15 protein-coding genes are annotated in these 13,657 nt (G+C 65.4%); 12 read left to right on the forward strand and 3 right to left on the reverse strand.

Annotated features, from left to right (window positions below):
- Positions 1–22: 22 nt before the first annotated feature.
- Entirely contained in the window at positions 23–859 is an 837-nt protein-coding gene (gene mazG, locus BMX67_RS04740; protein WP_090732942.1) for a nucleoside triphosphate pyrophosphohydrolase, read from the reverse strand.
- A gap of 62 nt (positions 860–921) precedes the next feature.
- Here mazG and BMX67_RS04745 point away from each other — a divergent pair, with 62 nt between their 5' ends.
- The 11 genes from BMX67_RS04745 to ggt all read left to right on the forward strand — a co-directional run bounded on the left by BMX67_RS04745 (position 922) and on the right by ggt (position 10,479).
- The gene (locus tag BMX67_RS04745; RefSeq protein ID WP_090732944.1) at positions 922–2,088 is read left to right on the forward strand and encodes a M20 aminoacylase family protein; all 1,167 of its coding nucleotides are present in this window, start codon (positions 922–924) and stop codon (positions 2,086–2,088) included.
- Positions 2,089–2,219: 131 nt separating this feature from the next.
- Positions 2,220–2,552 (forward strand): preprotein translocase subunit YajC, encoded by a 333-nt coding sequence (gene yajC, locus BMX67_RS04750; protein WP_090732945.1) that lies wholly within the window; start codon positions 2,220–2,222, stop codon positions 2,550–2,552.
- A 15-nt stretch (positions 2,553–2,567) separates the two neighbouring features.
- A complete protein-coding gene (gene secD / locus BMX67_RS04755; RefSeq protein WP_090732946.1) occupies positions 2,568–4,232 on the forward strand; it encodes a protein translocase subunit SecD in 1,665 nt (554 codons plus the stop codon).
- A gap of 1 nt (position 4,233) precedes the next feature.
- The gene (secF, locus tag BMX67_RS04760; RefSeq protein WP_090732948.1) at positions 4,234–5,214 is read left to right on the forward strand and encodes a protein translocase subunit SecF; all 981 of its coding nucleotides are present in this window, start codon (positions 4,234–4,236) and stop codon (positions 5,212–5,214) included.
- Positions 5,214–5,567, forward strand: a complete 354-nt coding sequence (locus tag BMX67_RS04765) for an Mth938-like domain-containing protein (protein WP_175479817.1) — start codon at positions 5,214–5,216, stop codon at positions 5,565–5,567. The genes secF and BMX67_RS04765 overlap by 1 nt, the downstream gene beginning before the upstream one ends.
- Complete coding sequence (gene ccmA, locus BMX67_RS04770) at positions 5,564–6,199, forward strand: heme ABC exporter ATP-binding protein CcmA (RefSeq protein WP_090732949.1); 636 nt, start codon at positions 5,564–5,566, stop codon at positions 6,197–6,199. Before BMX67_RS04765 ends, ccmA begins: the two co-directional genes overlap by 4 nt.
- Before the next feature lie 163 nt (positions 6,200–6,362).
- Positions 6,363–7,019: a heme exporter protein CcmB gene (gene ccmB, locus BMX67_RS04775; protein WP_090732951.1), complete on the forward strand. Its 657-nt coding sequence runs from the start codon at positions 6,363–6,365 to the stop codon at positions 7,017–7,019.
- 42 nt (positions 7,020–7,061) lie between these two features.
- Entirely contained in the window at positions 7,062–7,787 is a 726-nt protein-coding gene (locus BMX67_RS04780; RefSeq protein WP_090732953.1) for a heme ABC transporter permease, read from the forward strand.
- Complete coding sequence (ccmD, locus tag BMX67_RS04785) at positions 7,784–7,927, forward strand: heme exporter protein CcmD (RefSeq protein WP_090732955.1); 144 nt, start codon at positions 7,784–7,786, stop codon at positions 7,925–7,927. Before BMX67_RS04780 ends, ccmD begins: the two co-directional genes overlap by 4 nt.
- A complete protein-coding gene (locus BMX67_RS04790) occupies positions 7,920–8,462 on the forward strand; it encodes a DsbE family thiol:disulfide interchange protein (RefSeq protein ID WP_090732956.1) in 543 nt (180 codons plus the stop codon). Before ccmD ends, BMX67_RS04790 begins: the two co-directional genes overlap by 8 nt.
- 208 nt (positions 8,463–8,670) lie before the next feature.
- A complete protein-coding gene (gene ggt / locus BMX67_RS04795; protein WP_090733490.1) occupies positions 8,671–10,479 on the forward strand; it encodes a gamma-glutamyltransferase in 1,809 nt (602 codons plus the stop codon).
- 89 nt (positions 10,480–10,568) lie between these two features.
- Here ggt and BMX67_RS04800 read toward each other — a convergent pair whose 3' ends face one another.
- Together BMX67_RS04800 and BMX67_RS04805 are read right to left on the reverse strand one after the other, a co-directional pair.
- Positions 10,569–11,660, reverse strand: coding sequence for an N-acetylglucosamine-6-phosphate deacetylase (locus BMX67_RS04800; RefSeq protein ID WP_090733492.1), 1,092 nt, complete (start codon positions 11,658–11,660; stop codon positions 10,569–10,571).
- Between the two features lie 55 nt (positions 11,661–11,715).
- Positions 11,716–12,750, reverse strand: a complete 1,035-nt coding sequence (locus BMX67_RS04805) for an ROK family protein (RefSeq protein ID WP_245739192.1) — start codon at positions 12,748–12,750, stop codon at positions 11,716–11,718.
- 165 nt (positions 12,751–12,915) lie between these two features.
- On the opposite strand from BMX67_RS04805, the gene BMX67_RS04810 reads away from it, so the two are divergent.
- Positions 12,916–13,650, forward strand: coding sequence for a copper homeostasis protein CutC (locus BMX67_RS04810; RefSeq protein ID WP_090732959.1), 735 nt, complete (start codon positions 12,916–12,918; stop codon positions 13,648–13,650).
- Positions 13,651–13,657 lie beyond the last annotated feature (7 nt).

Genomic DNA, 13,657 nt, shown 5'->3' on the forward strand with positions numbered 1-13,657 from the left:
CGATCGCGGCAGGGCAGGGGCGTCAGGCGCGGGCCTTTTCGGCCAGCTTGGCCTGATCCCACAGGCGATCCATTTCGGCCAGATCGCTGTCCTCGGGGCGGCGCCCTTGGGCGGCCAGCGCGGATTCGATCGCACCGAAGCGGCGGGTGAATTTGGTATTGGCGCGGCGCAGGGCCTGTTCGGGGTCGATCTTCAGATGTCGCGCCAGATTGGCCATGACAAACATCAGGTCGCCGAACTCTTCCTCAAGCGCGTCGGCACCAAGGCTGTCGCGCGCCTCGACCAGTTCGGCGGTTTCCTCGGTGATCTTGTCCAGAACCTCGGTCGCGTTCGGCCAGTCAAATCCGACACGCGCGGCCCGGTTTTGCAGCTTGACCGCGCGTGTCAGCGCGGGCAGCCCCAGCGCGACCCCGTCCAGCGTGCCCCGTTCGGCCTTGCCCGCCCGTTCGACGGCCTTGATCGCCTCCCAGTCCTTGACCTGCTGTTCGGCGGATTTGTCGCGGCTTTCATCGCCGAAGACATGCGGGTGGCGGAAGATCAGCTTGTCGCTGATGGCGGCGGCGCAATCGGCGAAATCGAACATGCCGTCCTCGGCGGCCATCTGCGCGTGAAACACCACCTGCAACAGAAGATCGCCCAGCTCGCCCGGCAATTCGTCCCAGGCCTTGCGGTCGATCGCATCGGCGACCTCATGCGCCTCTTCGATGGTGTAGGGCGCGATCGAGGCGAAATCCTGTTCGATATCCCAGGGGCAGCCCGATCTGGGATCGCGCAACTGGGCCATGATCCGGATCAGGCGCTGAATTTCAAACGCTGCGTCCTTGGGGCTGTCCTTGGCGGAAAGGGTCACGTCGGCCATTGCAATTCGTCCTGTCCTCGGGTCCTTTGCTTCGACTGCCACAGCCCAACAACGGTGTCCACATGCCTGTTCTGAACCGCATCGCCTCTTTCGCCGAGGATCTGACCGCGTGGCGCAGGCATCTGCATCAGCATCCCGAACTTAGCTTCGACTGTCACCGGACCGCCGCCTTCGTGGCCGAAAGGCTGCGCGATTTCGGCGTTGACGAAATCCATGAAGGCATCGCGGAATCGGGGCTGGTGGCGATCATCAACGGGCAGGGGACAGGGCCGACCATTGGGCTGAGGGCCGACATGGATGCACTGCCCATGCAGGAAAGGACCGGGGCGGACTGGGCTTCGACCGTGCCGGGACGGATGCATGCCTGCGGCCATGACGGTCATACGACGATGCTGTTGGGGGCGGCGCGTTATCTGGCCGAGACCCGCAATTTCGCGGGCCGGGTCGCGCTGATCTTTCAGCCGGCCGAGGAAACGTCAGGCGGGGCCCGGGTCATGGTCCAGGACGGCATCATGGAACGGTTCGACATCGCCCGCGTCTTTGCGATGCATAACAATCCGGGCCAGGAGGCGGGGACGTTTCACACCACGCCCGGCCCGATGATGGCCGCCTTCGACAATTTCGAGATCCATGTGACCGGGCGTGGCGGACATGGCGCGATGCCGCATCTGACCGCCGATCCGGTCGTCGCGGCCGTGGCTGTGGTCGGCGCGATCCAGACGATTTCCAGCCGCAATCACTATGCCCTGGACGATCTGGCGCTGTCGGTCACGCAGATCCACGCGGGCACCGCCGACAATATCGTGCCCGACACCGCCTATATCTGCGGCACCGTCCGCACCTTCGAACCACATGTCCGTCAGATGGTCCGCCGCAGGATGCAGCAGATCTGCGACGGGCAGGCCGCAGCCTATGACGTCGATATCCGGCTGGACTACCAAGAGGGTTACCCAGCCACCGTCAACGATCCGCGGCAGACCGACTTTGCCGCCGATGTGGCCCGCGATATTGCCGGCGAGGCGGGCGTGACCGTGGATGACGCCCGCGAGATGGGGGCCGAGGATTTCAGTTATATACTGCAGGCGCGGCCCGGCTGCTATCTGTTCATCGGGCAGGGCGATACCGCCAGCGTCCACAACGCGCATTACGATTTCAACGACGAGATCGCGCCGGTGGGCGCCAGTTTCTTCGCCCGCCTTGTCGAACGCGCACAGCCCGTCGCCGGGTGATCGGCAGGCCTGCGGCAATGGGCCGCCCTCAGTTTCTTGCCAATGTTCGGCCCCGCAGATAGGTTGCGCGCCAAATTGGACCGGGCGTGTCGCCTTGACCCGCCCCTTTGCCCAACAGAAGAGGAAATCGCATGTTCGTGACCCCCGCCTACGCTCAGGCAGCCGGATCGGCTGGTGCAGGCAGCGCCTTTGCGCAGTTCATCCCCCTGATCTTGATCTTCGCGATCATGTACTTCCTGATGATCCGCCCTCAGCAAAAGCGCGTGAAGCAGCACCGCGAGATGGTTGCAAACCTGAAGAAAGGCGATCAGGTCGTCACCCAGGGTGGCCTGATCGGCAAGGTCACCGCCGCCCGCGAGGACGAACTGGAAGTGGAAATCGCATCGGGCGTCAAAGTGCGCGTCGTGCGCGGCACCATCTCTCAGGTCGTCACCGCGACGACACCCGTTGCCGCCAATAGCTGAAAGGCCTGACGCCACATGCTTCAGATCGACCGTTGGAAACGAATCCTGATCATCGGGATCTGCGTGCTGGGGCTGGCCTATGCCATGCCCAACCTGTTCTACAAACGGGTCGAGGCACATAATGACGCCATCGCGTCGATCGAGAAGACTGGCGTCACCACGCCTGAGGATGAGGCGGCCCGCGCCGGCTGGCCCAATTGGCTGCCCAGTGGGCTGGTCAATCTGGGTCTGGACCTGCGCGGCGGTGCGCATCTGCTGGCCGAGGTGCAGGTGGGCGATGTCTACAAGTCGCGCATGGATGCGCTGTGGCCGGAACTGCGCCGCGCCCTGGCCGAGGAACGCGGCACCATCGGCGCGATCCGCCGCGTCAACGCCCCTGAAGGCACCCTGAAGATCGAGATCGGCACCCCCGATCAGATGGCCCGCGCGGTCGAGATCGCGCGCGGCTTTTCCGATCCGATCACCACGCTGTCCGGGGCCGGCCAGTCCAGTCTGGCGATCAGCGGGCAGGGCAGTACCCTGACGATTCAGCTGTCGGATGCCGAAAAATCGGCCACCGATGACCGCACCATTCAGCAAAGTCTGGAAATCATCCGCCGCCGTGTCGACGAGGTCGGCACCCGCGAACCGACGATCATGCGTCAGGGCAGCGACCGCATTCTGATCCAGGTGCCGGGCATCGGCTCGGCCGAGGAGCTGAAGGCGTTGATCGGCACGACGGCGAAACTGACCTTCAATTCCGTGGTCGGGACCGGTTCCGACCCCGACGCGCGGGTCGGCGTGGGGCAGGTCGTGCTGCCATCCGTCGATCAGGACGGCGTCTATTACACGATCGAGGAAACCCCCGTCGTCACCGGCGAGGAACTGACCGATGCGCTGCCCGCCAGCGATCAGAACGGACTGCCCTCGGTCGATTTCCGCTTCAACCCGTCGGGCGCACGCAAATTCGGCGCCTATACCAGCGCCAATGTCGGCCAGCCCTTCGCCATCGTTCTGGATGACGAGGTGATTTCTGCCCCGGTCATCCGTCAGGCGATCACCACCGGCTCGGGGCAGATTTCCGGCTCGATGGACTACGAAGAGGCAAACCGTCTGGCCGTTCTGCTGCGTGCAGGCGCCCTGCCGGCCGAACTGACCTTCCTTGAAGAACGCACCATCGGACCAGAGCTGGGCCAGGACAGCGTGGATGCCGGCAAGCTGGCCTCGATGGTGGGCTTTGTGGCGGTGATCGTGCTGATGGTCCTGTCCTATGGCATGTTCGGGGTCTTTGCCTCGGTCGCGCTGGCGGTGAACATGGCGCTGATCTTTGGCGTGCTGTCGATCATCGGCGCCACACTGACCCTGCCGGGCATTGCCGGGATCGTGCTGACCATCGGCATGGCCGTCGATGCGAATGTGCTGGTGTTCGAGCGGATCCGCGAGGAACTGAAAACCGCACGCGGCCCTGCCCGTGCAATCGAACTGGGCTATGAACGCGCCATGTCGGCGATCGTTGACGCCAATATCACCACCCTGATCATCGCCGCGATCCTGTTTGTTCTGGGGTCCGGCCCGGTCAAGGGCTTTGCCGTCACGCTGTCCATCGGCATCGTGACCTCGGTCTTCACGGCGCTGTGGGTGACGCGCCTGATCACGATCACATGGTTCGAACGCGCCCGCCCGCGCAAGATCGAGGTGTAACATGGCCTTTCGTCTGAAACTTGTTCCCAGCGAAACCCGGATCGACTTTTTCCGCTGGCAGTTCCTGACCTTCGGCCTGTCATCGGTGCTGATGGTCGGCTCGATCATCTGTCTGCTGGTGTTCGGGCTGAATTTCGGGATCGATTTCCGTGGCGGAACGACGATCCGCACGGAATCGACACAGGCGGTGGATGTGGGGGCCTATCGCGATGCCCTTCAGACGCTGGATCTGGGCGATGTCGCGATCACGCAGGTATTCGATCCGAATTTCGACGCGGATCAGCACGTGGCGCAGGTTCGCATCAGCGCGCAGGACGGCGCTGAATCGGTGACGCCCGCGACGATCAACGCGGTCGAGGCGGCGTTGCAGCAGGTCGATCCGGACATCACCTTCCCGTCGGTCGAATCCGTCGGGCCGAAAGTGTCCGGAGAGTTGATCCAGACGGCGATCTACGCGGTTCTGGCCTCGCTCGTGGCGATCTCGATCTATATCTGGCTGCGATTCGAATGGCAGTTCGCCATCGGCGCGATCGTGTCGCTGGCCCATGACGTGTTGATCACGATGGGCGTCTTTGCGCTGTTCCAGATCAAGTTCGACCTGACGACCATCGCGGCGCTTCTGACCATTGTGGGCTATTCGATCAACGATACCGTGGTCGTTTTCGACCGGCTTCGTGAAAATCTGATGAAGTACAAGAAGAAGCCGCTGCGCGAGCTGATGAACCTGTCGGTCAATGAAACGCTGTCGCGGACGGTGATGACCTCGGGAACGACGCTGGTGGCGTTGATCGCGCTGCTGGTTCTGGGCGGCGATGTGATCCGTGGCTTTGTGTTCGCGATCACCTTCGGTATCCTGATCGGGACCTATTCTTCGGTCTATGTGGCCAAGAACTTTGTCCTGTGGCTGGGCGTGAAGCGCGATTGGTCCAAGAAGGACCCGAAACAGGACGCCTCGCCGTTTTCGGGCGCCGAGGCCCCCTGATGGCGATGAAGCCCACCGAATTCGACGGGGCCGTGCCGGTTGACGGCTATGGCCCCGGCTTTTTCCGGGTTGGCGGCAAGGTCTTTCACGGGCCGGTTCTGGTCACGCAGGGCGGCGGTCGCGACTGGGGCGGGCTACAGGACAGCGACGCGCTGATCGCATTGTCGGGGCAGATCGACGTGCTGTTTCTGGGGATGGGGGCCGATATCGCGCATCCGCCCAAGCTGCTGGTAGAGGCGTTGGAACAGGCGGACATCATGGTCGAGGCGATGGCATCGCCCACTGCCGCGCGCACCTATAATGTGACGCTGTCCGAAGGCAGGCGGGTCGCCTGCGCCCTGATCCCGGTATGACGCCCGCCTTGCTGGCCGTTCACGATCTGGCCGTCGCGCGCGGCGGCCTGCGTGCGGTTGAGGGATTGTCCTTCACGCTGGACCGCGGGCAGGCGCTGATCCTTCGCGGACCGAACGGCATTGGCAAGACGACCCTGCTGCGCACGATCGCAGGGTTGCAGCCGCCGGTCGCCGGACGGATCGACATGCCCGAGGATTGCGTGGCCTATGCCGCCCATGCCGACGGGATCAAGACGACGTTGACGGTGGCCGAAAATCTGGGCTTCTGGGCGCAGGTCTTTGGCGGCGGCGGGGTCGATGATGCGCTTGCAGCGATGGACCTGCGGGCCTTGGCGGATCGCGCGGCAGGTACGCTGTCGGCGGGGCAGAAACGTCGCCTGGGGCTGGCGCGGTTGCTGGTCACCGGCCGCCCGCTGTGGATTCTGGATGAGCCGACGGTTTCGCTGGATCAGGCGTCGGTCGCGCTTTTCGCGGCGGCGATCCGTGCGCATCTGGCTTCGGGTGGGGCCGCAGTGATGGCCACCCATATCGACCTGTCCCTGTCCGAGGCGCGACACCTTGATCTGACCCGGTTTCGGGCCGTGCCGGGGAAACCGTCGATCCCGGCTGGTTTCAACGAGGCTTTCGCATGATCGCCCCGGCTGCAATGTCGCGCCGCCCGCGGGTTTCTCGCGGGCAGCGCCCGGCAATCCGGTACCGTGATCGGCAGGTTGCGCGATCGGCTTTCCGCGCGCGCGGGATCGGGCGCTTCGCCCCCGCCGGCAGCGCAGCGCCGGCAGCAGTCGGGTTCGCGCGATGATCGCCCTTCTGAAGCGCGATCTGGTTCTGGCGACCCGCGCGGGGGGCGGGTTTGGACTGGCCGTGGCCTTTTTCCTCATCCTCTGCAGCCTCGTTCCGTTTGGGGTCGGCCCGCAAAGTGCCACCCTTCGCCCGGTCGCCCCCGGTATTCTTTGGGTCGGGGCCTTGCTGTCCTGCCTGCTGTCGCTGGACCGCATCTTTGCGCTGGATCACGAGGACGGCAGCCTCGATCTGCTGGCGACCGCACCGATCCCGCTGGAAGGCGTGGTTGCGATCAAGGCGCTGGCGCATTGGCTGACGACGGCGGTGCCGCTGATCATCGCAGCGCCGTTGTTCGGTGTGCTTCTGCAGCTTCCCGCGGCGGCGATGCCGATGCTGGTCGCGTCGCTGGCGATCGGCACACCCGCGCTGTCTGTTCTGGGGGCTTTCGGGGCGGCGGTGACCGTGGGTCTGCGTCGGGGTGGTCTACTTTTGTCGCTCTTGGTTCTGCCCCTTTATATCCCCACGCTGATCTTCGGGACCGAGGCGATCCGCCGGTCTGCTGAGGGCGGGCAGGCCGGTGTCGCGCTGATGCTGCTGGCGGGCATTTCCGCGGCGGTCCTGGCCTTGGTGCCCTTTGCAGCCGCGGCCGCCTTGCGTATCAACCTGCGCTGATGTGACTTGAGCGTCGGACGACGCCGGAATAGGGAAGACAGCATGTCGATCTGGGAATATGCCAACCCCGTCAAATTCATGCGCGTCTCGGGTGCGATGCTGCCCTGGACGGTGGCGGCCGCCGTGCTGTGTTGCGTTGCCGGGGTCGTCTGGGGATTTCTGACGCCGCTGGATTACAAGCAGGGTGCGACGGTCAAGATCCTGTTCCTGCATGTGCCCGCCGCGATGATGGCGATCAATATCTGGGTAATGATGCTGGTGGCGTCGTTGATCTGGCTGATCCGCCGCCACCATGTCAGCGCGCTGGCCGCCAAGGCCGCCGCGCCCGTGGGCGCGGTAATGACGCTGATCGCCCTTGCGACCGGCGCGATCTGGGGGCAGCCGATGTGGGGCAGCTGGTGGGAATGGGACCCACGCCTGACCAGCTTTCTGATCCTGTTTCTGTTCTATGTCGGCTATATCGCCCTGTGGTCGGCGGTCGAGGATCCCGACAGTGCCGCCGATCTGACCGGCGTTCTGTGCCTTGTCGGGTCGGTCTTTGCCCTGCTGTCGCGCTATGCGGTGCTGTTCTGGAACCAGGGCCTGCATCAGGGGGCCAGCCTGTCCGTCGCGCCGGGCGAACGGATGAGCGCGATCTATCGCTATCCGCTGTATCTGTCGATGCTGGGCTTCTTCTTGCTGTTTCTGGCGCTGTTGCTGATCCGCACCAGAACCGAGATCCGCAAACGTCGTCTGGCCGCGTTGATCGCACGGGAGATGCGCACATGATCGAGTTGGGGAAATACGCGGTCACGGTCTGGATGGCCTATGGCGTGTCCGCCATCCTGCTGGTCGGTCTGATCTGGCACACGGTTGCGGCCAATGCCCGTGCGCGGCGCGAATTGAAGAAACAGGAAGATCATGGCTAGGATTTCACCGCTTGTCGTGTTGCCCCCGGCGATTTTCGCGGGGCTGGCGGCCTTGATGTTGTGGGGGATGGGGCGCGATGAGCCGAATGCGATCCCCTCGACGATGGTCGGGCGCGACGCCCCGGCCGTGCCGCAGACCGGTTTGCCGGGCAAGACCCAGCTGACCGATGAGATGCTGCGCCAGCCGGGCGTCAAACTGGTCAATTTCTGGGCCAGCTGGTGCCCGCCCTGCCGGGCCGAGCATCCGACACTGACCGAACTGGCCAAGGATATTCCCGTCTATGGGATCGATCTGAAGGATCCCGAAGCCAATGCCCTGACGTTTCTGGACGAACATGGCGACCTGTTTCATGCGCTGGCAACCGATCCCAAGGGGCGCGGTGCCATCGAGTGGGGCGTGACGGCGCCGCCCGAGACCTTCATCATCGATGGCGAGGGCAAGGTTCTGTATCGCCATGCCGGGCCCTTGATCCGCGAGGATTATACCAAGCGCTTTCTGCCCCAGCTTGAACAGGCCCTGTCGGACCAGCCCTGACGGCCTGCGCTGTCGCGCAGGCGGGGGCAGGCGGCGGGACAACGCCCGCGGCACCCTGACCGGCGATATACGGCTGTCGGGACCGGGCTTCCGCCCCCGTCCGCCGCGTTGCGGCGGACATCGCGCCAGTTGAAACCCCGCGCCCCGTTGCGGCCCTGCGTTGTTCGGGTCATGGTGCGGGCGACGTTCTTGCAACAGGGGGATGCAGATGAAACTGGGTCATGTGATGGGGGCCGTCTGGCTGGGGGCGATTGCGGCTTTGCCGGCGGTGGCGCAACAGGCCACCGATGCCATTTCACCCGAAGCGGCCACCGCCGAGCCCGACCAGGCCATTGGCGGTTTGAACGCGGCCGGGCAGGCCGCCTGGGAGGCAAGGACCGCGGGTCAGCCGGTGATGGGCAAGGACTGGATGGTCACTGCGGCGCATCCATTGGCGGTGCAGGCCGGGGCCGATGTGCTGGAAAACGGGGGGACGGCCGCGGATGCGATGGTTGCGGTGCAGACCGTTCTGGGGCTGGTCGAACCGCAAAGCTCGGGGCTGGGCGGCGGGGCGTTTCTGGTCTGGTACGACGCGGCCTCGGGCAAGCTGACCACACTGGATGGCCGCGAGACCGCGCCCATGGCTGCGACGCCGACCTATTTCCAGGACGAGAACGGCGAACCGCTTGCCTTCTATGATGCGGTTGTCGGGGGGCGTTCGGTCGGCACGCCTGGAACGCCCGCGCTGCTGGAAGAGGCGCATCGCCGCTGGGGACGCAGCAACTGGTCGGGCCTGTTCGACGCCGCCATTGATCTGGCCGAGGATGGTTTTCCCGTCTCGCCCCGCCTTGCCGGGGCCGTGGCCGAGGACAGCGAACGGCTGGGCCGTTTCGACAGCACCCGCGACTATTTCTTTCCGGGTGGCCAGGCCATCGCCGCGGGCGACATGCTGACCAATGCCGATTACGCCCATGTCCTGCGGCGCATCGCGGGCGAGGGCAGCCGCGCCTTTTATCACGGTGAGATCGCCGAAGGCATCGTTGCCACCGTGCGCGGGGCCGAGGGCAATCCCGGCCTGCTGTCGGCCAAGGATCTGGCCGACTATCGCGTGGTGGAACGCCCGGCGGTCTGCACCGAATATCGCGATCACGATATCTGCGGCATGGGCCCGCCCTCGTCCGGGGGGCTGACCGTGGGGCAGATCCTTGGAATGCTGGGCGGTTACGATCTGGCGACGCTGGGGGCCGACAATCCCGAAAGCTGGCGACTGATCGGCGATGCGTCGCGTTTGGCCTTTGCCGATCGTGGCCGCTATATGGCCGACAGCGATTTCGTTCCGATGCCGACCGTCGGGCTGATCGACCCCGCCTATCTGGCCGAGCGCGGCAAGCTGTTGTCGGGCGATGACGCCTTGCCGGAAGTCAGCGCAGGCAGCCCCGGCTGGAGCCATGCGATGCTGTGGGGCCGGGACAGCGCGATCGAGTTCCCCTCGACCTCGCATATCTCGATCGTGGATGCCGAGGGCAATGCACTGTCGATGACGACGACCATCGAAAACGGCTTCGGCTCTCGCCTGTTCACGCAGGGGTTCCTGCTGAACAACGAGCTGACCGATTTCAGCTTCGAGACCCATGACGAGGCCGGTTATCCCATTGCCAACCGGATCGAGCCGGGCAAGCGGCCGCGGTCCTCGATGGCGCCCAGCATCGTGATGAAGGACGACAAGCCGGTTCTGGTCATCGGTTCGCCCGGTGGCAGCCGGATCATCGGCTATGTCGCCAAGGCGATCATCGGGCATCTGGACTGGGGACTGGATGTGCAGCAGGCCGTCGCGCTGCCCAATATCCTGAACCGCTTTGGCACGATGGATGTCGAAGCGGGCAGCGATGCGACGGCCCTGACGCAGCCGCTGACGGATCTGGGCTTCGAGGTCGAAGAGCGTGACCTGAATTCCGGCCTGCATGGTATCGCGATCACCCCCGACGGGTTGCAGGGCGGGGCCGACCCGCGCCGCGAGGGTATCGCCATCGGAGGCTGAGCCGGCGCAGCGCGGCGGGTCTGCCGCCGCGCTGCGTGCCGCCAAGGCGGTTTTGTCATGGCATCCGCTGTCCGGCTGGCTGAGTGGCCCTAGATCAGCGGCGTCAGGTGCAGATCCCGATCCAGTGCGATCAGGTCCGCAAGCGGCGTGCCGATGGCGATCCGAAGCGGATGCAGTCCCATCGCCTGACGCGGAATGTCGGTTGCCATCGCGATGGCCTGTTCCAAGGTCGCGGGCGTCATCGCGATCAGGCGGCGCAGGCTTTCCAGCATGTCGATATGCGCCCCGGCCAGCGATCCTTCGGCATTGATCAGGGCGCCGTCACGAACCCGGATCTGTTGGCCGTAAAGCTGAAAGCGATCCGGCCCGCCGACGGTGGGCATGGCGTCGGACACGATGAAGCAGCGGTCCTTGCGGGGCCGGGCAGCCAGCGTCAGGGCCAGCATGTCGGCGCTGACATGGATGCCGTCGGTGATCATGCCGCAATAGGCATCGGACAGGATTGCGGCGGCCACCATGCCCGGATCGCGCGAGTTCATCTGCGGCATGGCGTTGTAAAGATGGGTGAACATGGTGACCCCATCGGCCATGGCCTGCCGCGCCTGATCGGCGTTGGCCATGCTGTGACCCGCCGACAGCACGACCCCCATCCGCGCCGCCCTGCGCAGCAGGTCGGGCGCAGCCAGTTCCGGCGCAAGCGTCAACAGCACCGGCACATCCGCATCGCGAAGCCGTTGCAGCACCGTCATCGTGCGACCGTCCAGCGGGCGGATATGGCGCGCATCATGGGTGCCGCGCTTTTCGGGGGCCAGATGCGGACCTTCCAGATGGATGCCGGCGATGCCGGGACGGCCCATCGCGGCGATGACGGCGCTGGCGGCGGCCTCCATCACCTCGGGCGCGTCGGTGATCAGCGTGGGCAGGATCGACACGGTGCCCAGCCGGCGATGGGCGGCGGCAATCGCCTCGATCCCCGCAACCGTCGGGTCGGTGTTCAGCAGGACACCGCCGCCGCCATTCACCTGCAAATCGGTGCAGCCGGGCATCAGCAGCGGAACGTTCAGGTCGGCCCGGTCACGGCCACGCGGGCGCAGATCCGTCACGGTGATCCCGTCGGTTTCGATGGCAAGGCCAGTCTGCAATTGGCCGTCGATCCAGATGCGGTCTGCGGAAATCAGCATGGCAGGCTTTCGAAACAGGGTGCCCAAGGCCGCCAGATGGTTCGGAACGGGCAGGTCATACAAGCCCCGCCCGCGCCATCAGCGCGGCCCCGCGTGCGCCACCGCTGTCGCCATGACGGGCGGGACGGATTTGGGGCAGGCGCGCGCCTGCCAGCCGCAGACGGCTCAGCGCGGCAGAAAGCCTGCTGTCGATATCGGGAATGTTCGACAGCCCGCCACCCAGCACGATCACCGCCGGATCCAGCATGATCTGTGCGGTATACAGCATCTCGCCGGTCAGATCGGCCCAGATCTGCATGACGCGCCGGGCTTTCGGGTCGTCCGAGGCGGCGATGGAAGCAGGGTCGGTCACCGCGGATCCCGCCCATTCGGCAAGCCGCGTCAGTCCCGTGCCGGAAACATAGTTTTCATAACAGCCGGTCCGCCCGCAGCCGCAATCCCACAAGGGCAGGTCGTGACGGGCCAATGCACGGGCCGGCACGCCCAGATGCCCGATCTCGACCGCAAGGCCGGCATGGCGTGGGGGGAACCTGCCGTTCTGGACCAGACCGGCACCCACCCCCGTGCCCAGGATCAGGCCCAAGACCGATTCCGCTCCGTCGCCAGCCCCGCCACAAGCCTCGGAATAGGTGAAGGCCATGCAGTCGTTGATCAGGGGCAGATCGCGGCCCAGGCCTTCTTTCAGCGCGGCACCGATATTCCGGCCGCTGACAGGGATATTGGCGGCGGTCGCAAGGCCTGTCTGCGGATCGATCACCCCCGCGATCGAAATGGCGACCGGCAAGGCGGCGTCATCTGCCTGTCCCTGCAACCACAATATCTGATCCGTCAATGCGGCGATAAAGCTGTCGAAATCCGATCCGGGCGTCGGGATGCGGCGCGTCCGAACGGTCACCATCGCGGCATCGAACAGCCGCGCCTCGATCTTGGTGCCGCCAAGGTCGATCCCGCCGCAGATCATGCCCACGCTCGGGCCAAGGACGCACTGCGGGCGGGCCGCGACGTGGCAGAGGGTTCGATGTCGGGTCTGGTTGCGGTGGTCATGGCCTGTCGGTGTTCTGGGCAGCTTGATCGTTCGGTGGGGTTGCATCACCGATCCTGCGTGAATGCAATGCGGCATATCCTTGTGATCGGCGGGGGGCTTGTCAAATCCAAACAGGCTGCATCATCCTGTTGGTTTGGATAAGGAAATCTGTGACAAGACAAGGCAGCCGCGCTTGACTGCCGCGGATATCGAACAAGGGTTGTTGCCGATATGGTCGCCAAATCACCAGTTCTGGAAGTCTGTGTCGATGATCCGGCGGGGTTGCAGGCCGCCATCGAGGGTGGGGCCGACCGGATCGAGCTATGCGCCGCGCTGGCCCTTGGTGGCCTGACGCCTGCGCCGGGTCTGATGGCGGCGGCGGCGGATTGCGGGTTGCCGGTCTTTGCGATGATCCGACCGCGGCCCGGTGGCTTCCTGTATGACGCCGGGGAAATGGCCGCCGCGCTGCAGGATGTGGCGGCGGTGCGGCGCTTTGGCTTGGCGGGGATCGTCTTTGGCGCGACCGGTGCCGACGGGCGGCTGGATGTCGCGGCGATCGGGCGCGTGGCCATGGCCGCCGGTGATCTGCCGATGGTCCTGCACCGTGCCATCGACGTGACCCCGGATCAGGACGAGGCGCTGCAGACGGCAATCGATTGCGGATACTGCCGGGTGCTGACCTCGGGTGGCGCGGAGACGGCCGTTGACGGCGCCGCGAACATAACACGGATGGTGCAGCGGGCCGCAGGGCGTATCGAGATCATGGCTGGCGGCGGGGTCGAGGCCGAGAACGCCGCCCGTCTGCTGACCGCCGGGGCACAGGACCTGCACGGGTCCTGTAGCCTGGTCATGGCCGATCCCGCCCCGGTCGGCAGGCTGCGGATCGCGGGCGAACGGGCGCAGACCTCGGCTGATCGGGTGCGCGCATTGCGTCAGGCGATGGATCGGCACATGCGCGGCGTTTGAGGCGCGA

It is taken from the genome of Paracoccus homiensis (assembly GCF_900111675.1).
In the GTDB taxonomy this organism is placed as follows: domain Bacteria; phylum Pseudomonadota; class Alphaproteobacteria; order Rhodobacterales; family Rhodobacteraceae; genus Paracoccus; species Paracoccus homiensis.